Origin of the sequence: Pseudarthrobacter sp. IC2-21 (assembly GCF_034048115.1) — a bacterium.
In the GTDB taxonomy this organism is placed as follows: Bacteria; Actinomycetota; Actinomycetes; order Actinomycetales; family Micrococcaceae; genus Arthrobacter; species Arthrobacter naphthalenicus.
Genome location: NZ_CP139145.1, coordinates 3027333 through 3050838 on the forward strand (window position 1 = coordinate 3027333; position 23506 = coordinate 3050838).

The following is a 23506-nucleotide window of genomic DNA, read 5'->3' on the forward strand; positions in this document are numbered from 1 at the left end:
GATCCCCCTATTCCGGGAGCGCATTGTGAGCAAGGGCACTCTCGGCCCGCCCGCTGCCCTCGCAAGCTCGGCCAGGGAACCCGGCGGGCGTGGGCCCAGCCGGCGTGTCAGGTCCAGCCTGTGGCTGCCAGCAGGCGTTCCTCAAACATGGGAGTCATGCTTTCAACGTACGTCCGGCTCAGATGGTTGTCGTCCTTGTAGACGTACACGTTCCCCACCACTGCCGGGCAGCTGCCGCCGGCGCAGATGAAATCGCTCAGGTCCATCAGGTGCAGGCCGTCCACTTTGCCGCGGTAGCCCTCCAGCGGCGAGGGATCCACCAGGGACTCGCTCAGCGGCGGGTTGCACGCCGGGGCGTCCGCCGAGTAGCGCTGAACGCACTCGGGCATGCTGAAGGTGAACCGGGGGTTGTCCCGGATTCCGACGATCTCGATGCCGGCATCGGCGATCGGCTGGATTCCGTCGAGATAGGCGGGGACCTCGGTTTCGAACGGCGCCTCCTCATGGGTCAGGGTGGCCACCGTAAAGACGGCATCGGGCCGGTGTTCGAGCACGTACGCCGTGCTGGCGCGGTTGTAGGCGTTGCATTCGGCGTTCCGGGTTTCTGACTCCGCCCCGAAGCGGCAGGCGGGCATGAGCAGTGTGACCAGCTCCCAGCCGCGGGCTTCCGCAATGGGAGCCAGGGCAGCGAGGTATTGCTGGGCGTGCGAGTCCCCCAGCACCACGATCCGCTTGGAGATTTCACCGGGCGGCACCGCCTGCCGGCAGCCTTCCAGCACCGGGTCCGGCGTCGCATTCATGCCGGCACAGGGCTCATGGATCCCGGCCCAGTCATTGTCCAGGGCCGCGGGGGCAGGAATAATTCGTGCCGCCGGCGCAGGCGTTCCGCCGTTCCCCGGCGCGAGCTGGGCAGCGCCGGGTGCCAGCTCCCGGGGCTGCGCTGCGGTGGCGGCTTCCTCGGAGGTGAGGGTTGTCTGCCAGACCGCAACGGGGCCGGCCAGGACGGCGCAGCAGGCAGCGATAACGACGGCGGTGCGCCAGCTGCGCACCTGCGGCCAGCGCCACTCGCGGAGCGGCTTTTCGACAAAGCGGGTGGTCAGGACGGCCAGGATCACGGATGCCCCGATAATCGCCCCGCCCTGGCTGAGGTTGGGTGACTCGACGCCGGTGGCCGCCAGGGCCAGTACCAGGACCGGCCAGTGCCACAGGTAGAGGGCATAGGAGTTATCGCCCAGCGAAACCAGCGGCTTCCAGCTCAGGAGGCGGTCCACGCCGAAGCGGCTGCCGCTCTGGCCGGCCACGATGATCGCTGCCGCGGCGATCGTGGGCCAGAGTGCCACGAACCCGGGAAAGGCCCGGTCCACGGTCAGGACCAGCCCGCAGGAGACCATGGCTGCAAGCCCTGCCCAGCCGAGGACCAGGCGGAGCATCCTGCCGGGGTTCAGCAGGGGCAGGCCCAGCGCGAGAAGGGAGCCCAGGGCAAATTCCCACAGCCGGGTCCGGGTGTCGAAGTAGGCGTAGGCCTGGTTTGTGGCGGTCTGGTCAATCGAGAACGTGAGCGAGGCGGCAAGGATGGCTGCGAACGCACAGGCCAGGACGGCGCGGTAGCTGGTGTTGAACCGCCGGCGGAGGAGCCGCCACACCACGGCGGACCCGGCGAAAACGAGCGGCCACAGGATAAAGACCTGCCCCTGGATGGACAGGGACCAGAAGTGCTGCAGCGGGCTGGCACCGGCGTGGTCCTGGGCGTAGTAATCCACGGCGGCGTCTGCCAGCAGCCAGTTCTGCCGGTACAGCAGGGACGCCCAGGTCTGCTCGAGCACCATGGGCCAGCGGCCTTGCGGCAGGACCAGCCAGGTGCCGGCAAGGACGCCCAGGATCACCACGACGGCGGCGGGCAGCAGCCGCTTGAACAGGTGCAGCCAGTGCCGGACCAGCTTCAGGGGCGTGCCGGACTCGACTTTCCGGACGAAAGAGAGGGTCAGGAGGAAAGCCGAAATAAGGAGGAAGATATCCACGCCGCCGGACACCCGGCCAAGCCACACATGGTAGGTCACCACCATCAGCACGGCGAGCGCACGGAGCCCCTGGACTTCGGGACGGAAGGTGGGTTTCCGGGGGCCGCCGGTGGCGCCTGCCGTCTTGTCCGGGGCAGCCTCGGTTCCCGCCTTCACAAGTGACCCCCTCAAAACCGGCTGGCAAAAACATCAAGCCTATTTGACTGGAGCGCCCGCTGGCCAATCAGATACCCCGGACCCGCGGATCGGCACGAACTAAGCTGGCCACATTCAGGGAAGGGAGCGGACGTGATTGTCGAGCTGCGGATTTGTGTGCCCGAAGGACTGTCAGCAGTAGCATTGCAGGCTTGCCGGGACCAGGTGGGAACGGCTGAAACAGCGTTCTTCCCCGGGGCGTCCGTAGCTCCGAAGGGCGACCTGATCGAGGTGCAGGTGGCCAGGGAATCGGTGGAGGAACTGATCGAGAAGCTCCAGGTCCTCAAGGTGCAGGAGGTGGGCTCCATTGTCATCGCCACGCCCGAGCTGGTGTTGTCCCGCCGGGCGGAGGAAGCGGAATCCGTGGCGCCCGGGGACGGCGCGGATGCCATGATCTGGGACGAAGTCAGCCATCAGACGGGTGAGGACTCCCGGCTCACGTGGAGCTACCTTGCCTTCCTGGTGCTGGCCACCCAGCTCGCAGCCATCGGCATCGTGACGAATTCCACCATTGCCATTGTCGGGGCCATGGCCGTGGGCCCCGAGTTCGGTCCCCTGGCTGCCCTGGCCGTGGCACTGGTGAGGCGGCAATGGACCCTGGGGCGCCGCGCGGCCGTGGCGCTGGCCGTGGGCTTCCCTGTGGCCATGCTGCTGGCAGCCCTGACCGCATGGCTGTCCATCCCCCTGGGCCTCTTCCCCACCGATGCACTGGACACCGGGTCCGCCGTCGAGTTCATTTACCACCCCGGGCCCTACTCCCTGATTGTGGCGGTCCTGGCCGGAACCGCCGGGATGCTGTCCGTCATCAGCCGCCGTTCGGCTGCCCTGATCGGCGTCTTTATCTCGGTCACCACGGTCCCGGCCGCAGGGTTCGTTGCGGTGGCTCTGGTCCTTGGCGAGTACCAGAAGGCCGCCGGCTCGGCCCTGCAGCTGCTGGTCAACCTCGTGGGCATCGTGGCGGCGGCCTTCGCCGTCCTGGTGTTCTACCGGCTCATTTCCCGGCGGCTCCCCGAGGCCACGGCCAAGCGCCTCAAGTGGCAGCGTGCCCGGACCCTCGGTTAGCGGGACCGGGGATCCCTCCGGCCACGCTACGCCCGCGCCCCACCCGGCACGAGAAGCCCGCGCAACGTCTGGATAGTATCGGCCTCCGCCGCCGTTTTGTCGTCCCGGTAGCGCTTCACCCGGGCGAACCGGAGGGCGATTCCGCCGGGATAGCGCGAGGACTGCTGCACACCGTCGATGGCGATCTCCACCACGGTGACAGGATCCACCCAGACGGTGCCCGCCGTGCGCCGCACCTCGAGCTCCTGGAACCTCTCCGTCTGCCAGCGCAGCAGCGCGTCGGTGAGGCCCTTGAACGTCTTGCCCACCATCACATAGCCGCCGGGTTCACCGAACTCGCCGGCGGGGTCCAGGGCACCGAGATGCACATTCGACAGCAACCCGGCGCGCCGGCCCGAACCCCACTCGCAGGCAAGAACCACCAGATCGTAGGTCAGCACCGGCTTCACCTTGATCCAGTTCGAACCACGCCGGCCGGCAGCGTAGGCCGACCCCACCGCTTTCACAACCACGCCCTCATGACCCGCCGCGAGCGCCTCGCGGGACACTCGTTCGGCCACAGCGGCGTCCGCCGTGATCTCTCCCGGAATCCGGTAGTCGGGGGCGATGCGCCCGAGCAGGCCGAGGCGCGTGGACAGCGGCTCATCGAGCAGGTCGCGCCCGTCGAGGTGCAGGACGTCGAAGAACCACGGATGGAGCACCGCCGTCCGCGCAGCGTCCGCCCCGAAACGCGACATGGTTTCCTGGAAAGGCCGCGGACCGCCGTCCTCGTCGAGGGTGAGGGTCTCGCCGTCGAGAATCACATCCTGCACGGGCAGCCCGCGCACCACCTCCACCACCTCCGGCAGCCGGTGGGTCACCTCGGCCAGGGTGCGGGTGAAGATGCGGACATTCCCGCCGAGGCGATGGACTTGGATGCGGGCGCCGTCGAGCTTGTATTCCACGGACGCTTCCCCGGTAACCTCCAGCGCCTCACTGGTGCTGGCCGCGGTGGCGGCGAGCATGGGCAACACGGGGCGCCCGACGACGAGGCCCACGGCGTCCAATTGGGCTGCGGTGCCCGTGATGGCCAGCAGAGCCGTCCCGCCGAGATCCCCCGACAGCATGGCCGCGCGGCGGACTGCGTCCACCGGCTTGTCGGCGGCGCGGGCTACCGCGTCCGTCAGCACCCCCGCCAGGGCACCGGTGCGCAGCTCCCCCAGCAGCACCCCGGCGATGAAGGCCTGCTCACCTTCGGTGGCCGCCGCCGTGAGCCCCCGGAGGGTCGAGGCACGCTCCGCGGCTGACCCCGCGCCGCCCGCGGCGAGCAGCCGATCCAGGGCGGCGTCAAGATCGGACACGGTAAGGCCCGGTTCGGTGGCCGGTTCACCCATGGCCGCCGACATGCCGCGCCAACCGACGCCAACCCTGCCCTGGCGCGGCCGGGCCGTCAGCAATCCGACCACGGTGGGGATGTCCCCCGGTTCGAGGCGGCGCAGCAGGTCAGCCAGTGCTTCGACCTTCGCGAGCCGGGAGCGCGTGGACGTGACGGCCTGGGTTGTTCTCACGAGCTCATCGAGCAGCATGGCAACAGTCTGCCACGGCCGCCGGGTCTGGACAGCGCGGGAACACCGTTCCAGACTTGGTGGATGGGTATCATCGTCGCTAACCTGTTCATCACCCTCGACGGCGTCTACCAGGCGCCCGGCGGCCGCGAAGAAGACCCGGAAGGCGGTTTCGCCTACGGGGGATGGCAGGCCCCGGTGTCCGACGAGGAGGCCGGCGCAGCCATCGGCGAGGAAATCAACCGGATCGACGCCCTGCTCCTGGGACGTAAGACCTACGATATCTTCGCCGCCTACTGGCCCCACCAGACCGACGAGATCGGCGGCATCCTCAATAGCGTGCCAAAGTTCGTTGTTTCCAGCACTCTGACGGAGCCGGGCTGGGCGGGCACCACCGTGCTGCCGGACGCCGCGGCCGCGGGCCGGCTCCGCGAGGAATACGGCCAGGTGCACATGTTCGGCAGCGGCGCCCTCATCCGTTCACTGCTCGAGGCTGACGTGCTGGACCGCCTCCACCTCTGGCTTTATCCGGTCACCCTGGGGCAGGGCAAGCGCCTCTTCGATGCCGGGACCATCCCCGCCACCTTCCGCCTCGCGGAGCCGGCCCGATCCTTCCCGAAGGGTGCGGTGTCACTGGTCTACGAACGCGCGGGCGGCGTCGAGACGCGGGACATGGCGGACACTTAAGGGCCGCGGTCGCGGGTACACAAAAAACCGGCCCAGCCGAGGCTGGACCGGTTTTTGTGTGACCATCAGCTAGTGGCTGTGGCCTGCGTGCTCGTCTTCTTCAGCGGGCTTCTCCACCACGAGGGTCTCGGTGGTGAGAACCAGCGCGGCGATGGAGGCCGCGTTGCGGAGGGCCGCACGGGTGACCTTGACGGGGTCGATGACGCCGGCACGGATCAGGTCTTCGTACTCGCCCGACTTGGCGTTGAAGCCGTTGTTGGTTTCGAGTTCGGCAACCTTGGCCGTGACAACGTAGCCGTCGAAGCCGGCGTTCTGGGCGATCCAGCGCAGCGGCTGGACCAGCGCACGGCGGACAATGCCCACAGCTGCGGCGGCGTCGCCTTCGAGGGCCTGCACTGCGGAGTCCTCGTCGAGGGCCTTCAGCGCGTGGATCAGTGCGGAACCGCCACCGGCCACGATGCCCTCTTCAAGGGCGGCGCGGGTGGAGGACACGGCATCTTCGATGCGGTGCTTCTTTTCCTTCAGCTCAACCTCGGTGGCTGCGCCAACCTTGATCACGCCGATGCCGCCGGCAAGCTTCGCCAGGCGTTCCTGAAGCTTTTCCTTGTCCCAGTCAGAGTCGGTGCGGGTCAGCTCGGCGCGCAGCTGGGCAACCCGGGCTGCGACGTCTTCTGCGGAACCGGCGCCGTCAACGATGGTGGTGTTGTCCTTGGTGACCGTGATGCGGCGGGCGGTACCCAGCACCTCGAGGCCAACGGTGTCCAGGCTGAGGCCCAGCTCCGGCGAGACAACCTGTGCACCGGTGAGGGTGGCGATGTCCTGCAGCATGGCCTTGCGGCGGTCGCCGAAGCCCGGAGCCTTGACGGCAACCACGTTCAGGGTGCCGCGGATGCGGTTAACGATCAGGGTGGACAGTGCCTCGCCCTCGATGTCTTCGGCGATGATGAACAGCGGCTTGGAGCTCTGCAGCGCCTTCTCCAGCAGCGGCAGGAAATCCTGGACCGAGGAGATCTTGCCCTGGTTGATCAGGATGAGGGCGTCCTCGAGGACGGCTTCCTGGCGCTCGGTGTCGGTCACGAAGTACGGGGACAGGTAGCCCTTGTCGAACTGCATGCCTTCGGTGAGGACCAGCTCGGTCTGCGTGGTGGAGGATTCCTCGATGGTGATCACACCATCCTTGCCGACCTTGCCGAATGCCTCGGCGAGGAGCTCGCCGATTTCGTCACTCTGGGCCGAGATGGCGGCCACGTTGGCTACCTGGGTACCCTCAACCGGGCGTGCGTTCTCCAGCAGGCGGGCAGCAACGGCTTCAACGGAAACCTCGATGCCGCGCTTGATCTGGCCCGGCGCGGCGCCGGCAGCAACGTTGCGCAGGCCTTCCTTGACCAGGGCCTGGGCCAGCACGGTGGCCGTGGTGGTACCGTCGCCGGCAACATCGTTGGTCTTGGTGGCTACTTCCTTGGCCAGCTGGGCGCCAAGGTTCTCGTACGGGTCATCAAGCTCAACTTCGCGGGCGATGGTGACGCCGTCGTTGGTGATGGTGGGTGCTCCCCACTTTTTGTCGAGGACAACGTTGCGGCCGCGGGGGCCGAGCGTCACCTTGACAGTGTTGGCGAGCTTATCAATGCCGGCTTCAAGCGACCGGCGGGCAGCGTCATTAAACGCAAGCTGCTTTGCCATGGTTTTGTCCTTTCAAGACAGAACCCCGTGCAGCTGACCAGCGGAATGCATGGTCAGCGGCACGGGGATCCAAAAGAGTTACTTTACGACGATCGCCAGAACGTCGCGGGCGGAGAGCACGAGGTACTCGGTGCCGCCGGTCTTGACTTCGGTTCCACCGTACTTGGAGTAGATAACAACGTCGCCAACAGCAACGTCCACCGGAACGCGGTGGCCGTCTTCGAAGCGGCCGGGGCCTACTGCAACAACTTCACCCTCCTGCGGCTTCTCCTGTGCGGAGTCCGGGATAACCAGGCCGGAAGCCGTGGTCTGCTCGGCTTCGAGCGGGCGGACAACAATACGATCCTCAAGAGGCTTAATAGAGACCGACACTCGGACCTCTCCTTCTACGTCAGCAAAATTCATGGACAGTTGAGCTGCTTCGCCGTGGCTGGCAAACCGTCGTCGCGGTGCCGGCAGCAGCCTGGCGGGCCGCTCTTCATGTGTTAGCACCCTCCTAGGGAGAGTGCTAATGACGACTCTATGTATTCGTTAGCACTCGGTCAAGGCGAGTGCCAGAATTACGTCCTCGGTGGACAAGTTCGACGCTTTTAATCCACACCCGGTCCCGCAGACTCGCACCGACCGTCCTACGTGATGGCGGCCCAGGTTCGGATAATGGCCTGATGGACAGTAACAGCACCCCCAGCCCATCCGACGGCGCTCCGTCACCGCTGCCGCCAGCATCATTCCCGTCCAGGATGGCCCTGCTCTGGACGGACAGCCTGGGCAGGGCCGCGGTCCGCTCCATCCAGGTACTGGCCGTGGGCGCGGTGGCCTGGGCTGCGGTCGCGGCCGCAACCCGCGTCCCGCTGGTCACCACTCCTGTTCTGATAGCCCTGATCCTGGCGTCTGCCATGGCACCCGTGGTCCGCTGGCTCGCAGGCCACGGCTGGCCGCGTGCCCTGGCCGTCCTCTCCTCGTTCCTGGTGATCCTCGCCGTCGCAGCCGGAGTGATCGGGGGAATCGTGACTCTGGTCCGGCAGCAGTCCAGCGCTCTTGCCGTCCGCGCCGAAGCGGGCATCGCGGAGCTCCAGAAGACCATCACCACCGGCCCGCTGCCCTTCTCCAGGGATCAGATCAATGCTGCCCAGAGTGAATTCCAGAAGTTCCTCTCCGGCGGAAGCCTGGGAGCCGATGCCCTCACGGGCCTGAGGACGGCCGGGGAGATAGCCGCCGGCACCGTCCTCACAGCCGTGATCCTGTTCTTTTTCCTCAAGGACGGAGAGAGGATCCGGAACTTCCTCATCGGGTTCCTTCCGGCCGACCGCCGCGGCACCGCGCACCTGGCTGCCGAACGCAGCCTCCTGGTGCTGGGCGGGTATGTGCGTGGAACCTTGATCATCGCCGCGATCGACGCCGTCATGGTCCTGGCGGGATTGCTGATCCTGCGCGTTCCCCTGGCACTGCCCCTGGCGGCGGTGGTCTTCCTCGGCGGGTTTGTGCCCATCATCGGGGCCACCGCAGCCGGCAGCCTGGCGGTCCTCGTGGCCCTGGTGGAAAACGGCCCCGTGCCTGCGCTGCTGGTGCTGATCATCCTGGTGGTGGCCAACCAGTTCGAACACCACATCCTGCAGCCGTTCTTCATGGGCAGGGTGCTGCGGATCCACGGGCTGGTGATCATTCTTGCCCTGGCGGCAGGGGCAACCCTGGCCGGCGTCATCGGCGCCTTGCTCGCGGTGCCGCTCACCGCCGTCGGCTGGACCATCTACCGGACGCTGGCCGGGAACCGGGCCACAGGCCAGGAGCAGGACTAGAACTCGGTGGTACCGCGCAGCCGGCGCGGGCGGCCGTCCGGATCAACGATGAACCGGTTGATCGGGAGCGCCCAGCGGCGCTGACGGGGAGATACCGGCTCCGGAGTATGACGGCGCACCTGCCCGGCCGGACGGGGCCCGCGGCGGCCGGCCTGGTGCCATTGATCAAGGGCGTCGGCGGCGGCATCCCAGAGCCTGAGAGCGGACGCCGGGTCCTGGAGTTCCGGATCGTCCTGGTCCCGGCCCAGGTGTTCCGCCCAGAGCTCGAGCCGGAGCGACCGGGCCAGGGGCAGGTCCGTCTGCTGGCCGGCGCCGGTCCCGGAAAGGTCCCGGCTGTCCGCCGTTGTGTCGAGCACGGCGCAGGTCAGTTCGCTGTCGGTGGTCCAGGACCGGCGGTTGAAGTTATCCGATCCGCAGGTGAACCAGATGTCATCGATGATGCAGATCTTGGCATGGACATAAATGGGCGTGCCGGCACTGTTCTCCAGGTCGAACACCCCCACCCTGCCCGGCGCCGCCCTGCGCAGCATCCCGATGGCCCGCAGTTGCCCGAGCCGCCTGGGCGGGCCTCCGAGACGCCCGTCGGAGTCCGGGAACTTCGGAACCACGATGATCACGTTCAGCCCGGGGTTCCGCTTAAGGGCATCCGCGATGCCCGCTGCCACCTCCGTCGACCACAGGTACTGATCCTCGATGTAGATCAGCGAACGGGCCCGGGCGAACGCTTTCGCATAGGCGCGCGCAATGCTTCGCTCGCCGAAAGGCGCGAACGGGAACGGCGGCCGCTTCACCCCGTAGGTCCGCAGCAGCTGCACCGAGTGCGGGCCGGCAGGCGGCGGGGGCGGTGCAACCTCCGGGAGCGGCTCGGGATGCCGTGGCATACGGGCCAGGCGTTGCAACAGCATCCGGTACGGAGTGCGCCGGTCCAGGGGGTGCGGATCGTTCCACCGTTCGGCGAAGACTTCCAGCACATCAGCCACCACCGGCCCGCGCAGTTCGAGGGCGGCATCGTGCCACGGAGGCCGCTTCCCGTACCGCGAGTCCATGCTGACCGCTTGCGGATCTCCCTGATGCCGGGCATCATCCCGGCGGCTGTGGGAAAGGTCCAGGCCGCCCACGAACGCGACGTCCCGGGACGGATTGTCGCGGTGGCGGATGACGACAAGTTTTTGGTGGTGCGATCCGAACATCCGTACCCGTTGGTCCAGCAGCACCTCGCCGCCGGCGTCGTTGATTTCACGGCCCAGAAGCTCGTTTGACCGGCCGCTGATCGGGGCTGACACGCGTTCGCCGTGGGATCGCCAGACGAGGCCCCGCACCTCCACCCCTGCACGGGCCAGCCGCGCCAGCAGGTCGCCGATCGACGGCCCGCCGGCCAGCAGTTGCTCGTCGGCGTCGCCCCGCCAGTCGGTAAACCACACACGGTCTCCGGCCTGCAGGGCCGTCAGTTCCTCATGCAACCGGGCGAAGTAGGTGGCCCCGTGAATGAGGGGCCGCACGAGGTTGCCCTCCGACCAGGACGGCGATGCCGGTCCGCCGGCCTGCACGGCTGAGTACGGGTTTCCCCGCTCGGCCCGGCTCAGGAACCACGTACCGGAATCGCTGTCCATCAAGGCTCCTTCGTCCAGGCCATGCCGCTAGTGTCCGGTCTTCAAAGTAGCTTATGCCCGTGCAGGATTGCCGTTAGTGTCGTAACTGACCGGGAGATCCGGCCGCACGATGTCCTCCCGAAACCGACGAAGCCCTGAACAATGACTCTCCTGGGAACGGAGCTATTTCATGTCTGAGCACAGCAACACCACGTCCCGGCCCGCCGTCGGCAGCGTCCCTTTGCCGGGTTCGGAACGTCCGCCCGCCGAACGGATCCAGGCCGCGCACGGTCCCGCCGATCCTTCCCGCAGGATTGAGGTGACCGTGATCCTGCGCCGTCGGGAACCGCTGACGCAGATGCCTGCCGAACCGATGTCCCGCGAGGAGCTCGCAGCCGGCCATGGAGCCGCCACCGCGGATCTGCGGCTTGCCACCGACACGTTCACCCGGCTCGGAGCCGAAATCCTCGACGCCGACCCCGCCGCCCGCCGGTTGCGGCTGGCCGGAACCGTCGAGCTGCTGAGCCGTATCTTCGGCACCAGCCTGGAGGAAGTGACCAGCAGTGGCCCCCATGGTCACGACGTCACCCACCGGCACCGGACCGGAAGCCTGACAATCCCGGCGGAACTGGAGGGAATCGTTACGGCGGTGCTGGGCCTTGATGACCGGCCCCAGGCGCGTGCCCAGTTCCACGCCATCCCGCTGACCGCCGCCCGCACCAGCTACACCCCGCCCGAGCTGGCACGGATCTACAACTTCCCGGCGGGCGCGGACGGCAGCGGCCAGGGCGTGGCCATCATCGAACTCGGCGGCGGCTTTGGCCAGGATGACCTGGACACCTATTTCGCAGGTCTGGGAATCACCGGACCCCGCGTCACCGCCGTTGGCGTCGACGGAGCCGTCAACCATCCCGGGCAGGACCCCACCGGGGCAGACGGGGAAGTGCTGCTCGACATCGAAGTGGCCGGCGCGTTGGCCCCGAAGGCGGACATCCTGGTCTACTTCGCCCCGAACACCGACGCCGGGTTCCTGGACGCCATCATCAACGCCTCCCATGCAACCCCGACGCCGGCGGCGATCAGCATCAGCTGGGGCCAGAGCGAGGATGCCTGGACCGCGCAGGCCCGGACAGCCTTTGACCAGGCCCTGGCCGACGCTTCAGCCCTTGGTATTACCGTCACAGCCGCGGCCGGGGACAACGGAAGTAGCGACGGCGCGACGGACGGCAAAGACCACGCCGACTTCCCGGCCTCCAGCCCGCACGCGCTGGCCTGCGGCGGAACCCGCCTCGACGCGGACACGGCCACGGGAACGATCAGCTCCGAAACCGTCTGGAACGACGGGCCGCACTCAGCCACAGGAGGTGGTTACAGCGACACTTTCCCGGCCCCGGCCTGGCAAAACGGGCTGGCAGCCCGCACCCGCCGCCACAAACCGGCGCCCAGACCCGCCCCGGGGAGCCACGGCCGCGGGGTCCCGGACGTCAGCGGTGTCGCTGACCCGCAGACGGGCTACAAAGTCAGAGTGGACGGCAAGGACATGGTCATCGGCGGAACGAGCGCCGTCGCACCCCTCTGGGCTGCACTGATTGCGCTGCTTGCCCAGTCAACCAACCGGCACTTCGGGCAGATTCAGCCCCTGCTCTACAGCCGAAAGGCCGGGTTCCGTGACGTCACCTCCGGAAACAACGGCACCTACCAGGCAGCTTCCGGCTGGGATCCGTGCACCGGTCTCGGCAGCCCCGACGGGACGGCACTGTTGGCGGCCATCACATCCGGCCACTGACCGGGCAGCTTGTTCGCGGGGCGCCGGACCGCGGAAGCAGGCCGGCGCGGGACGGCGTTACCGGCCGGCGAGGTCCTCGAAGTCCACGTCTTCGTCGCCGTCGTCCCCTTCATCAGCGGCGCCCCGGTTGAGGTAGAGGATGACGGAGCCGCCCGCGGCAGCGAGCAGCGAAATCACCAGCAGGATGATGCCGCCCACGCGGGCCCCGGAGTACAGGTCCCGGATCTGCCGGGCTTCGTCGGTGGCGTCCTGGATGTCCTTGCCGCCCACGGAATAGACAGTGGCGTTAAAGGTGTCCAGGAAGAAGATGATCACCAGCAGGGCGATGCAGACGACGGCGATTGCGGCTCCGGCGATCAGGGCGGGGCGGGCAATCTTCACCAGGTCCGTGCGGTTGTTTCTGGGTGGTCCGGACGGCTGGGTGCCTGCACTGTCTTCCATAGCTTCAACCCTAGCCGGAACCGCGGCTTGGCCACCTCCACTAGGCTTGAACCCATGTCTCAAGCACCGCAGGACCAGATTGCCCCACTCCTGACCAGCGAGGGTTGGGAGCTGTTGGCGTCCCTGGGTCCGTACCGCGAGGACGAGGCGTTCGAGCTTAATTCGACGCTCCGTAAGGCCGGGCACTCCCCCGAACTCGTCTCGGCCGTGCTCACCCAGTCCAGGCTGCGCACCAAGGCAGAGGCCAAGTTCGGCGAGTTCGCCCGCAGCATGCTCTTCACGCAGGCCGGCCTTGAACAGGCAACCCGCCTCAACGTGGCCGCCCGGCACGCGGAACGATTCGCGCAGGCGGGAATCCGCCACGTGGCGGACCTCGGCTGCGGCCTGGGAGCGGACGCCCTGGCCCTGGCGTCGATGGACCTCACGGTCACGGCAGTGGAGATGGACGAGACCACGGCCGCCTGCGCCACGGTCAACCTCATCCCGTTTCCCAACGCCACGGTGGTGCATTCCGACGCCACCGCTGTTTCTTTGGACGGGATCGACGGCGTCTGGCTGGATCCCGCCCGCCGGACCACGTCCACGTCGGGGACCAAGCGGATCTGGGATCCTGAAGCGTTCTCGCCGCCGCTGTCCTTCGTGGAATCGCTCGCAGCCACCGGACGTGCGGTGGGCGTCAAAATGGGTCCCGGCATGCCGCACGACTCGGTCCCCGCCGGCTGCGAGGCGCAGTGGGTGTCCGTGGGCGGCGATGTCACCGAGGTGAGCCTCTGGTTCAATTCCGTGAGCCGGCCCGGTATTCGCCGCGCCGCCCTGCTGCTCGGGCCGCAGGGCGCAGCCGAGATCACCAGCGCCGAGGATTTCGACGGCGGCCCCACCGCCCCTGTCGGTCCGGCAGAGGGCTACCTGTACGAACCCGACGGTGCGGTGATCCGCGCCGGCCTGGTGGCCGACGTCGCGCTTGAACTCGGCGGCCACCTGCTGGACGAGCACATCGCCTACATCTGCGCCCCGGAGCTGCGGGATACACCGTTCGCCCGCGCCTACAGGGTTCTGGAGGTGATGCCCTACAACGTCAAGGCGCTCAAGGGCTGGGTCAGGGACAACGGCATCACGGTGCTGGACATTAAAAAGCGTGGCATGTCCGTCACCCCCGAAGAAGTGCGGAAGCAGCTGCTTGCCGGCAACAAAGGCGGTCACAAGGGCGGCGGCAGGGGCGCGGCCAAAACAGCCACCCTGGTCCTGACCCGGATCGGGGAGGACCGGGTGGCCATCTCGGTGGAGCCCGTCTGAGGCTGTCCTACTGGGCGCGCATGAAGTCCTCGGCGGCCCGGACCTGCTCGTCGGTGGGACGCACTCCGGTGTAGAGCACAAACTGCTCAAGCGCCTGGATGGTGGCCACCTCCGCGCCGGTGATGACCCGTTTTCCGGCGGACCGCGCGGCCTTGATCAGCGGCGTCTCGGCCGGCAGCGCCACGACGTCGAACACCACCTTGGCAGCGGCAATGGTCTCCTCCGGGAAGGACAGCGAGCCAGAGTCGGGGCCGCCTTCCATACCGATGGGGGTGACGTTAATGATCACGTCCGCCGTGTCGCCGTCGAGCGCTGCCCGCCACTGGAAGCCGTACTGTTCGGCGAGCGCGCGCCCGGTGGTTTCATTGCGGGCGATGACGGTGACGTCGGTGAACCCGGCGTCGCGCAGTGCGGCGACGGTGGCCTTGGCCATCCCGCCGGCGCCCTGGACCAGCACGGAATAGTCCGTGGACACGGCGTTGGTTTTCAACAGCTGTTCAATGGCGGTGTAGTCGGTGTTGTAGGCCTTGAGGTGGCCGTTCGTGTTCACGATGGTGTTGACCGAGTCGATGGCTTTGGCGGAAGGATCCAGCTCGTCCACGAGGGCCATCACGTCCTCCTTGAAGGGCATGGACACGGCGCAGCCCCGGATCCCCAGGCCGCGGACGCCGGCGATCGCCTGGGCCAGGTCCGTGGGGGCGAAAGCCTTGTAGATCCAGTTCAGGTTCAGCTGTTCGTAAAGGTGGTTGTGGAACCGGGTCCCGTTGTTGCTGGGACGGGCCGAGAGCGAGATGCAGAGGGTCATGTCTTTATTCAGAATGGGCACGTCACCATTAAACGCGTTCCCCAAGTAATAAACGCGTTCCCCAAGTAAGTAGCGCCAATTGTCGTTTTGAGCACCCAAAACGTCAGTTGGCGCTACTTAGTTGGGGTTAGGGGCAGCCCGTGCCTGCCGGGAAGCTTCCGACGGCGGCAGGCAGCTTCCCGGGGGCGGCCGCGTTGCCCGCAAGTACGGCAGCCAGCGCGTCGAAGGCGCCCTGGCTCCGGCCGTAAAGGGCCACCTTCACCGGCGCGGCGGAGCCCGCCAGCGGCCACGGCGCATCAAGAGTCACGGCAATATCGCCCCCTGCGGGCCGTCCCCCGTTGCCGATGAGCGTGACCAGGGGGCCCCGGCCGATGCTGAGCCCGGCCTTCGCGGCGGCAGCGGCGAACCGTGCCCGGTCCTGGTCCGAACCCCCGGCAATCCGGACGCCTGCGGGCGCGACGGGCCCCCCGCACGGCCCGGACACCATGGTGATGGCGCCCGCGGACACCCGGGCTGACATGTCGCCGCTGCTGCCGGGACCGGCTCCCGGCAGCGCCCCCGGAGAGGAAGCGGTTCGGCCGCGCCAGGTCATCATCGTGGCCACCCGCGTTGCCGCCTCGTCCAGCCTTGCCGCCGGCACCCGTCCGGCGGCCACGGCAGCCACAATGGCGGCGTGCGCCTGCCCCACGTCGGCGGGCATCAGCAGCAGGTCCGCTCCGGCGGCCAAGGCAATCGGAGCAGCGGAACCGCCGGGATATTGCTTCTGGATGGCGCCCATGTTCAGGGCGTCGGTCACCGCGACACCCTTGAAGCCCATGCCGCGCAGGGTCGCGTACGTCGGTGCTGATAACGACGCCGGGACGCCGGGTTCCAGCGCAGGCACGGCGATGTGCCCCGTCATGACGATCGGCACACCGGCGGCGACGGCGGCGCGGAACGGCTTCCAGTCGCGAGCCTCGAGCTCGGCGATGGAGGCCGGCTGCACCGGGAGGGCCTGGTGCGAGTCCACGGTAACCGAGCCGTGGCCCGGGAAGTGTTTGATGACGGGCAGGACGTTGGCTGCCTGCATGCCCTGGGAGAACGCCACGGCAAGCTGCCCGGCCTGCTCCGGGTTGCCGGACATGGACCGTGCTCCGATGGTGGGATCCGCCGGCCCGATGCTGACGTCCGAACTGGGGGCGAAGTCCAGGTTGAACCCCAGCGGCGCGAGCTCGGAAGCCATCGCCGCGCCGGCGTCCCTGGCCAGGGGCGTGCTGCCGGCGGCGCCGTAGCTCATGGGCGTGGGCCATTCCGTCAGCGGGGCGCCCAGCCGGGTCACGATCCCGCCCTCCTGGTCCACGCCAATGAGCCCGGGCCACGGCCTGCCGTCGGCGCGGGCAGCCTGTGAGAGGCGTTGGTTCACCGTGCTCATGGCAGCCGGGTTTGCCAGGCCGTTGGCGTCGAGGGGAACGTTGTCGCCCATGATGATGGAGCCGGCGAGGTGGAGGCGTTCAATGGTGGCGGCCTGGGCTGCAGGATCAGGCCCCATGTAAAGGGGCATCAGCACCTGCCCGGCCTTCTGTTCCACCGTCATCGCCGCCACGGCAGCGGCGGCAACGTCACGGTCCCGCTGTTCCGGGCCCCACCCCAAGGGTGCCAGCTGAGGGTCAGGTGACGGCGACGCTGAAGGAGGTGCCGTCGTCGGAGGTTCCGAGGCGGAAGGGGACCCTGCAGCGGACTCCGGGCCGGATCCTGAAACTTCCGGTGCCGCGGCCGGGCCGGCGGCACAGGCAGCCAGCGCGGCCGCGGCGGCTGCCGCCATGAAGAAGAGGGTAGTTTTGTGAATACTGTCACGGGTCCGTACGAACAAAGCCATTAGGTCGATGCTACCCCTGCACTAGACTTGAACGCGGCGCGCGGCCACGGACAACCGAACAGTTAGGAACGCATTTGAAGATTGATTTCGCTTCATCGAAGCAATCAACTCTTGGTGTGGAATGGGAGCTGGCCCTGGTCAACGGCCAGACCGGCGAACTGGCATCGGTGGCCAACGAGGTGCTCCGCGGCGTTGCAGCCAAACATCCCGAACTGAACGAAGATGACGAGCATCCCCACATCAAGCAGGAACTGCTGCTGAACACGGTGGAACTGGTCACGGGGATCTGCGAGACCGCCGCCGAAGCCAAGGAGGACCTCAGCAAGTCCCTGGCAGCCGTCCGCGAGATCACCGATCCCATGGGTGTTGAGGTCTTCTGCGCCGGCAGTCACCCCTTCAGCCCGCCGCAGCTGCAGCCGGTCACGGACAAGGCCCGCTACGCCAAGCTGATCGACCGGACGCAGTGGTGGGGCCGGCAGATGGTCATTTACGGCGTGCACGTCCATGTGGGCCTGGACCGGCGCGAAAAAGCCCTGCCCGTGCTGGATGGCCTGGTTAACTACTTCCCGCATTTCCAGGCGCTCTCGGCGTCGAGCCCGTTCTGGGGCGGTGAGGACACCGGCTACGCCTCCCACCGCGCCCTCATGTTCCAGCAGCTTCCGACGGCGGGCCTGCCGTTCCAGTTCCGCTCCTGGGAAGAATACGAGTCCTACGTCCAGGACATGTTCACCACCGGCGTGATCGACACACTGTCCGAAATCCGCTGGGACATCCGGCCTGTCCCGAACCTGGGCACCATTGAGATGCGCATCTGCGACGGCCTGGCCACGCTGGAGGAAGTGGGTGCCATCGCCGCCCTCACCCAGTGCCTCGTGGACGAGTTCTCCACCACCCTGGACAACGGCGGCACCATCCCCACCATGCCGCCGTGGCACATCCAGGAAAACAAGTGGCGGGCCGCCCGCTACGGCATGGAAGCCATCATCATCCTCGACGCCGCCGGCAATGAAATGCTGGTCACCGACCACCTGATGGAAACCCTGAACCGGCTCGAGCCGGTGGCCGCCAAGCTTGGCTGCCCGGACGAACTGGCCGACGTTGAGAAGATCATCCAGCGGGGCGCCGGCTACCAGCGCCAGCGCCGCGTCGCCGCCGAGCACGGCGGGGACCTGCGGGCCGTGGTGCTGGACCTCGTGAAGCAGATGCGGAACGGCCCCACGGCCTGACCCGGCCCTCCCGAAACGGGGCACTTCGACACAGACACGCCGGCCCTCGTCGTGATGTGCGACGCCCGCACGCCCAAAGTGCCCCGCGAAGGTTCCCCTGGCTTCGAACACCAACCTGCCTCAGGCCGGGAGGGACACCGCGGTGACCGGCATGGAGGAGTCCGGGGCGAAGCCGATGCCGCTCGGTCCGATTCCGGCCATCACCAGCTGCGCACCCAGGGCCGCCACCATGGCCCCGTTGTCCGTGCACAGGTCCAGCGGCGGCACGTGAAGCCGGATGCCGGCGGACGCACAGCGCTGGCCCGTGAGCTCGCGCAGCCTTGAGTTGGCCGCCACTCCCCCGCCCAGCAGGACATCCTTGATGCCGTGTTCGCGGCACGCCAGCACGGCCTTGGAGGTAATCACATCCACCACCGCCTCCTGGAAGGCAGCGGCGATGTCGGCCACCGGGACCTCCTCGCCGCGGGCTTCGAACTGTTCCACGCAGCGCGCGACGGCGGTCTTGAGTCCGCTGAAGGACCAGTCGTAGCGGTGCGGGCCGGGTTCCTCGGCGGTGCCCATGTACTTGGGCTGGCTGAGCCCCCGCGGGAACCTGATGGCTTTGGCGTTGCCGGTGCGGGCCAGCTTGTCGATCGCAGGGCCGCCCGGGTAACCCAGGCCCAGGATGCGCGCCACTTTGTCGTAGGCTTCACCGGCGGCGTCGTCGATCGTTGAGCCGAGGAGCTGGACGTCGTCCGTGATGCTGTTGATCTTCAGGATCTCGGTGTGGCCGCCCGAGACCAGCAGGGCGCCAAGGTTCCCGGGGAGGCGCGGGGCACCTGCGGCGCCGTCCGGCCCGGAAGCCGGGATCCCGCCGTCGCGCACTGCTTGGTTGGCGCTCCCGGTTGTCTTGGCATTCCCGGTTGCCTTGGCCCCGTCCAGCAGCCCGACGCCCACATGTGCCACCAGGTGATTGATGGCGTAGAGCGGTTTGCCGGTGGCAAGGGCCAGGGCTTTCGCGGCGCAGACGCCCACCATCAGCGCACCGGCGAGCCCGGGGCCTGACGTGACAGCGATGGCGTCCACATCCTCCAGGGTCACGCCGGCGTCGGCGAGCGCCTGGCGCAGCGTGGGGACAAAGGCGTCAAGGTGGGCGCGGGAGGCGATCTCCGGGATCACTCCGCCGAAGCGCACATGCTCGTCCATCGAGGAGGACACGGTGTTGGTGAGCAGGGTGGTGCCGCGGACGATGCCCACGCCGGTTTCGTCGCAGGAGGATTCGATGCCCAGCACCAGGGGCTGCGAGCCGTTCATGCCTGTCCTGCTTCCGTTGTAGGGGTCTCCGTTGTAGGGGCTTCCGTTGAGGGGGCGTCGGTTGTGGGGGCGGCGCCGTCGGGGACCAGCTGCAGCCGCATGATGAGGGCGTCCACGCCGTCGCGGTAGTACTTGCGGCGCACGTGGATCTGTTCGAAGCCGAAACGCACATACAGCTGCTGCGCCCGCGGATTGTCCTCGCGGACCTCCAGCAGGACATCGGCCGCCCCGCGCCGCCGGGCCTCATCGATCAACCGGGTCAGGAGGGCCGAGCCGATTCCGCGCCCTTCGAATTCAGGCACGACGGCGATGGTCTGCACGTCCGCGACGGGCTCGATGCACATCAGGCCGGCGTAGCCCACAATCGCGCCGCCGCTTTCGGCCACCACGTAGCGGCGCGTTTCGGGCTGGGTCAGTTCCGCCAGGAACATCTCCAGCGGCCAGGCGTCGGCGGGGAACAACCGCTGTTCCAGGGCATTGACGGCGGAGACGTCGTCGAGGGTCATGTCGCGGAAGGCCACGGCGCCGGCGCCGGACGCGCTGGCAGGCGTGCTCACAGCGCCCGCTTCCGCGGCCCGGGGACCTGGGCGTCGGATTCCCGCAGGTACAGCGGGGTGGAGTCCAGCAGGTCAGCGCCGGACGCGAGCCGGGCCAGGGCGAACTGGCCCAGATAGAGGGCGTCGGGCTGTTCCTTGCTAAAGCCGGGGTCAGCGCGGAGGACATCGCTGAAGAGCCCGGCGCCGGCCCCGTACGCAGGCAGGTCCGGCAGGTCCGCGGCGAAGCTGACGTGGGGCCCGTCTTCCAGCCGGGGCAGCTGCCCTTCCGCGAGGGTGTACCGGGCCCAGTAGACCTCTTTGCGCCGGGCGTCCGTGACCACGAGGAACTCGTCCGCGGCATCGGTGGACTCGGCGACCTCCAGGGCGACGGCGTCGAGGCTCATCACCCCGTGCAGCGGCCGGTCCCAGACAAACGCAAGGGTGCGCGCGGTGGCAATCCCGGAGCGCAGGCCGGTGAAGGGGCCCGGGCCCACGCCCACCACGATCGCGTCAATGTTCTGGCCGGTGACGCCGGCCGAGGACAGCAGCTCCTCAATGCCGGGCGCCAGGACTTCGGCGTGGCTGCGGGTGTCTTCCGTGGCGAAGCTGGCCACCACGCCTTCGAGAGCGTCGTCCGAGACGAGGGCGGCGCTGGCCACGGCGGAGGTGTCGATGGCAAGAATGAGCATCAGGGTGTCCCTTCAAAGTCGCCGCCGAGCACAGGCCGGGTGCTCCAGCGGGGACCGAAGCCGCGCAGCACTATGGTGCGGGGCTCGTCGTCGTCCTCGGTGTCAAAGTCCAGGATGTCGGTGTGGCCGGGGATGGGTTCCGAGGCGCCCACGGCGTCCAGTCCGATGGCGCGGTGCAGGTCCACTTCCAGCCGGCTCTCGCTCAGGTGCTCCACCCGGCCGCGCCCCCATTCCACCACCGTCACGGACGAGTCCATGGTGTTTTCCAGGTCAATGTCGTCAATTTCCGACGCCGATCCCAGCCGGTAGGCGTCCACGTGCACCAGGTCGGGACCGCCGGGCCGCGGGCCGTCCGGCAGGTTGGGATGGATGCGGACCAGCACGAAGGTGGGGGAAATGATGCCCGCCCGCACACCGAGGCCTTCGCCGAGCCCTTGGGTAAACGTGGTCTTCCCGGCACCCAGCTCGCCGGTCAGCACCAGCAGGTCCCCCGACTGAAGCACCTTCCCCAAAGCCGCGCCGAGCGCGTGGGTCTGCTCCGCCGTCGTGACCCTGATGGTCTGCTCCCAGCCGGGAAGCTCTGCCTGCGCGGACACGCTCACGGCGTGGCCTTCGAGGCTGAGTGCGGAGCGGGTGAATCCCCGACGGCGGGGCTTTCGTTGATGAACCGGCGCGGCACCCGGGGGCTGATCCGGGTGACGATCTCGTAGTTGTTCGTTCCGGCGGCGGCCGCCCAGTCGTCGGCCGTGGGTCCGTCGTCGTCCGCGTTGCCGAACAGCACCGCCTCGGCACCGAACAGGTCCGCCCCGGCGGCGCCGATGTTGCCGACGTCGATCACCATCTGGTCCATCGCGATCCGGCCCACCACCGGGTAGGTCCGGCCGGCCACCCGGACGGGGCCGCCGGTGGCCACCCGCGGCACGCCGTCCGCGTAGCCAAGCGGGATCAGGGCCAGGCTGCTTGGCCCGCTGGTGCGGTAGCGCAGGCCGTAGGAGACGCCCTGCCCGTCGGGGACGTCCTTGCACTGGGAAACCAGCGTCCGCAGCGTCATGGCGGGCCGGAGTCCCAGTTCGGCGGAGGTCTGGCCTTCAAAGGGGGAGAGCCCGTAAATGCCCAGGCCCACACGGACGAGGTCGAAGTGGGTGTCCGGGCGGGACAGGGTGGCGGGGGTGTTGGCCAGGTGCCGCACTTCGGGGTCCACGCCGGCGTCTTCGGCTATGGCGAGCACCTCGCGGAAAGCGGCCAGCTGCTCGTCGGTTTCGGGCCGCTCGGGCTCATCGGCCACGGAGAGGTGCGAAAAGATGCCCACCACCCGCAGGAGGCCCTGGTCCTGGTACTCCATGGCCTCGCCCACCAGCTGGTCCCAGGACGCGAGGGTGGCGCCGTTCCGGCCCAGGCCCGTGTCCACTTTCAGGTGAATCCGGGCGGGGCGTTCCTGGTCGCGGGCGGCTGCGACGATGCGTTCGAGCTCCCAGCCGGAGCACCCGATATCGACGCCGGCAGCCACGGCCGCGGCGAAGTTGCTTTCGGCGGTGTGCAGCCAGGCCAGCAGCGGCGCGTCGATGCCCGCGGCCCGCAGGGCGAGGGCTTCGGAGATGTGCGCCACGCCCAGCCAGGAGGCGCCGGCTTCGAGGGCGGCCCGGGCCACCGGGACGGCCCCGTGCCCGTAGGCGTCGGCCTTGACCACGGCCATGACCTTGGCGGGTGAAGCCGCGCCGGCCAGCCGGCGGACGTTGTGGCGGATGGCGTCCAGGTCGATTACGGCGGACCGCTCGTACAGCGGATCCTTTCCTGAGGACGCGCTGAAGTCACCGGTTGCTGCGGGGTAAGTCACCCTAGTGATTCTAGTGCGAGCGGCCCGGCAGCAAATTCCGGAGCGGTCATCGCCGTCGGTCCTCACGCATCCGAGAGGTGCGCGATGGTGGCGCCGGCCCGGCGCTGTGCCGCCACCGGGACGTCGGCGACGATGTCGGCGAGGAAGCCGAAGCGGCGCAGCCACTGGCTGCTCTGGCGTTCCGGCCGGGCGTTGGCGCGTTTCCACCAGTCGGCGATGTCGCCCCAGCCGGGCGCCGCCAGCGAGCCGCCCACCTCCTGGACGGCCAGGGAGGCGCAGAGGTTGGCGAACCGGAGCCGGTTTCCCAGCGGCCAGCCGGCCAGGCTGCCCATGATGAACGCCGCGTCGAAGCAGTCGCCGGCGCCGGTGGGGTCAAAGGCGGTCACGGGCAGCGACGGCACCCACTCTTCCTCCCCCGTTTCGGAGTCCACCGCCATGGCACCCTGCGCGCCGAGCGTCACCACCGCCACGGGCACCCGGTCGGCCAGGGCGTACAGCGCGGACCACGGGTTGTCCTTCCCGGTGAAGGCCATCGCCTCGCGCTGGTTGGGCAGGAACGCGTGGAAGTACTGCAGGTTCTCCAGCCGGACCGGGGCCCACTCCCCGCTGGGGTCCCAGCCCACGTCGCCGAACAGCTTGACCCCGGCCTGGTGCGCGGCTTTGGCCCACGGTTCGATTTCGAGGCCGAGTTCGGCGATGCCGGCGATCGCCGGCGGCGGCTGTCCGATCAGTTCTGAGGCCGTGACGGGCGCCGGGTGGCCGTGCGTCACCAGCGAACGGTCATGGTCGACGCTGAGCGAGACGGTGACCGGCGAATGCCACCCGGCCACGCGGCGGGACAGGCTCAGGTCCACGTGCTCCTGCCCGGCCAGGATCTTCCAGTTGTAGTCCCCGTAACCGTCGTCCCCGAAGGCGGCAGCGAGCCCCGTTTTCAGGCCCAGCCTCGCCGCGGCAATGGCCTGGTTCGCCACCCCGCCGGGGCAGCTGCCCATGCCTTCGCTCCAGATTTCGGTGCCGGGCTCGGGCGCGTGCGGCAGTCCGGTGAAGATGATGTCCTGGAAAACCGTGCCTGCCAGGATCAGGTCGAAGCCTCCGTCGGCCTGGTTGCGTACGGACGAAAGAGGATCGAAACGGCGGTCCGGTGTGGCGTCCATGTTCGGCAGACTACGCCCTGCCG

At 68.3% G+C, this 23506-nt stretch carries 20 protein-coding genes; 6 read left to right on the top strand and 14 right to left on the bottom strand.

The window, feature by feature from the left end:
- Nucleotides 1–107: 107 nt before the first annotated feature.
- Nucleotides 108–2174, bottom strand: a complete 2067-nt coding sequence (locus SBP01_RS13860; protein ID WP_320536170.1) for an acyltransferase family protein — start codon at nt 2172–2174, stop codon at nt 108–110.
- A gap of 132 nt (nt 2175–2306) precedes the next feature.
- On the opposite strand from SBP01_RS13860, the gene SBP01_RS13865 reads away from it, so the two are divergent.
- Complete coding sequence (locus tag SBP01_RS13865) at nt 2307–3275, top strand: DUF389 domain-containing protein (protein ID WP_320536171.1); 969 nt, start codon at nt 2307–2309, stop codon at nt 3273–3275.
- Nucleotides 3276–3301: 26 nt separating this feature from the next.
- Here the strand turns inward: SBP01_RS13865 and SBP01_RS13870 are convergent, their stop codons facing one another.
- A complete protein-coding gene (locus SBP01_RS13870) occupies nt 3302–4840 on the bottom strand; it encodes an ATP-dependent DNA ligase (protein ID WP_320536172.1) in 1539 nt (512 codons plus the stop codon).
- 63 nt (nt 4841–4903) lie between these two features.
- On the opposite strand from SBP01_RS13870, the gene SBP01_RS13875 reads away from it, so the two are divergent.
- Entirely contained in the window at nt 4904–5506 is a 603-nt protein-coding gene (locus SBP01_RS13875) for a dihydrofolate reductase family protein (protein WP_320536173.1), read from the top strand.
- Nucleotides 5507–5575: 69 nt separating this feature from the next.
- On the opposite strand, the gene groL is transcribed toward SBP01_RS13875, so the two are convergent.
- Both groL and groES read right to left on the bottom strand, forming a co-directional pair.
- Nucleotides 5576–7186, bottom strand: a complete 1611-nt coding sequence (gene groL, locus SBP01_RS13880) for a chaperonin GroEL (RefSeq protein WP_275212302.1) — start codon at nt 7184–7186, stop codon at nt 5576–5578.
- Between the two features lie 78 nt (nt 7187–7264).
- Nucleotides 7265–7558 (bottom strand): co-chaperone GroES, encoded by a 294-nt coding sequence (gene groES, locus SBP01_RS13885; RefSeq protein ID WP_275212301.1) that lies wholly within the window; start codon nt 7556–7558, stop codon nt 7265–7267.
- A 293-nt stretch (nt 7559–7851) separates the two neighbouring features.
- Between groES and SBP01_RS13890 the strand changes: the two genes are divergently transcribed.
- The gene (locus SBP01_RS13890) at nt 7852–8982 is read left to right on the top strand and encodes an AI-2E family transporter (protein WP_320536174.1); all 1131 of its coding nucleotides are present in this window, start codon (nt 7852–7854) and stop codon (nt 8980–8982) included.
- Here SBP01_RS13890 and SBP01_RS13895 read toward each other — a convergent pair.
- Nucleotides 8979–10592: a phospholipase D family protein gene (locus tag SBP01_RS13895; protein WP_320536175.1), complete on the bottom strand. Its 1614-nt coding sequence runs from the start codon at nt 10590–10592 to the stop codon at nt 8979–8981. The genes SBP01_RS13890 and SBP01_RS13895 overlap by 4 nt on opposite strands.
- 169 nt (nt 10593–10761) lie before the next feature.
- Here SBP01_RS13895 and SBP01_RS13900 point away from each other — a divergent pair, with 169 nt between their 5' ends.
- Nucleotides 10762–12357, top strand: coding sequence for a S53 family peptidase (locus tag SBP01_RS13900; RefSeq protein WP_320536176.1), 1596 nt, complete (start codon nt 10762–10764; stop codon nt 12355–12357).
- Between the two features lie 57 nt (nt 12358–12414).
- Here SBP01_RS13900 and SBP01_RS13905 read toward each other — a convergent pair whose 3' ends face one another.
- A complete protein-coding gene (locus SBP01_RS13905) occupies nt 12415–12798 on the bottom strand; it encodes a hypothetical protein (RefSeq protein WP_275212296.1) in 384 nt (127 codons plus the stop codon).
- Nucleotides 12799–12852: 54 nt separating this feature from the next.
- Here SBP01_RS13905 and SBP01_RS13910 point away from each other — a divergent pair, with 54 nt between their 5' ends.
- Nucleotides 12853–14091, top strand: coding sequence for a class I SAM-dependent methyltransferase (locus tag SBP01_RS13910; RefSeq protein ID WP_320536177.1), 1239 nt, complete (start codon nt 12853–12855; stop codon nt 14089–14091).
- A gap of 7 nt (nt 14092–14098) precedes the next feature.
- Here the strand turns inward: SBP01_RS13910 and SBP01_RS13915 are convergent, their stop codons facing one another.
- Both SBP01_RS13915 and SBP01_RS13920 read right to left on the bottom strand, forming a co-directional pair.
- Nucleotides 14099–14896 carry a shikimate 5-dehydrogenase gene (locus SBP01_RS13915; RefSeq protein WP_320538352.1) on the bottom strand — a complete coding sequence of 266 codons (798 nt, stop codon included), beginning with the start codon at nt 14894–14896 and terminating at the stop codon, nt 14099–14101.
- Between the two features lie 127 nt (nt 14897–15023).
- On the bottom strand, nt 15024–16469 hold the full coding sequence (locus tag SBP01_RS13920; RefSeq protein ID WP_414004305.1) for a glycoside hydrolase family 3 N-terminal domain-containing protein: 1446 nt from the start codon (nt 16467–16469) through the stop codon (nt 15024–15026).
- Between the two features lie 356 nt (nt 16470–16825).
- On the opposite strand from SBP01_RS13920, the gene SBP01_RS13925 reads away from it, so the two are divergent.
- On the top strand, nt 16826–17977 hold the full coding sequence (locus SBP01_RS13925; RefSeq protein ID WP_320536179.1) for a glutamate--cysteine ligase: 1152 nt from the start codon (nt 16826–16828) through the stop codon (nt 17975–17977).
- A 120-nt stretch (nt 17978–18097) separates the two neighbouring features.
- On the opposite strand, the gene SBP01_RS13930 is transcribed toward SBP01_RS13925, so the two are convergent.
- The 6 genes from SBP01_RS13930 to SBP01_RS13955 form a co-directional block, all read right to left on the bottom strand.
- Nucleotides 18098–19270, bottom strand: coding sequence for a tRNA (adenosine(37)-N6)-threonylcarbamoyltransferase complex transferase subunit TsaD (locus tag SBP01_RS13930; RefSeq protein ID WP_320536180.1), 1173 nt, complete (start codon nt 19268–19270; stop codon nt 18098–18100).
- Nucleotides 19267–19776 (bottom strand): ribosomal protein S18-alanine N-acetyltransferase, encoded by a 510-nt coding sequence (rimI, locus tag SBP01_RS13935; protein ID WP_414004306.1) that lies wholly within the window; start codon nt 19774–19776, stop codon nt 19267–19269. Before rimI ends, SBP01_RS13930 begins: the two co-directional genes overlap by 4 nt.
- A gap of 47 nt (nt 19777–19823) precedes the next feature.
- Entirely contained in the window at nt 19824–20495 is a 672-nt protein-coding gene (gene tsaB / locus SBP01_RS13940) for a tRNA (adenosine(37)-N6)-threonylcarbamoyltransferase complex dimerization subunit type 1 TsaB (protein WP_320536182.1), read from the bottom strand.
- Nucleotides 20495–21097, bottom strand: coding sequence for a tRNA (adenosine(37)-N6)-threonylcarbamoyltransferase complex ATPase subunit type 1 TsaE (gene tsaE / locus SBP01_RS13945; RefSeq protein ID WP_320536183.1), 603 nt, complete (start codon nt 21095–21097; stop codon nt 20495–20497). The genes tsaB and tsaE overlap by 1 nt, the downstream gene beginning before the upstream one ends.
- Nucleotides 21094–22329, bottom strand: a complete 1236-nt coding sequence (alr, locus tag SBP01_RS13950) for an alanine racemase (protein WP_320536184.1) — start codon at nt 22327–22329, stop codon at nt 21094–21096. Before alr ends, tsaE begins: the two co-directional genes overlap by 4 nt.
- Nucleotides 22330–22391: 62 nt before the next feature.
- Complete coding sequence (locus tag SBP01_RS13955; protein ID WP_320536185.1) at nt 22392–23483, bottom strand: carbohydrate kinase family protein; 1092 nt, start codon at nt 23481–23483, stop codon at nt 22392–22394.
- Nucleotides 23484–23506 lie beyond the last annotated feature (23 nt).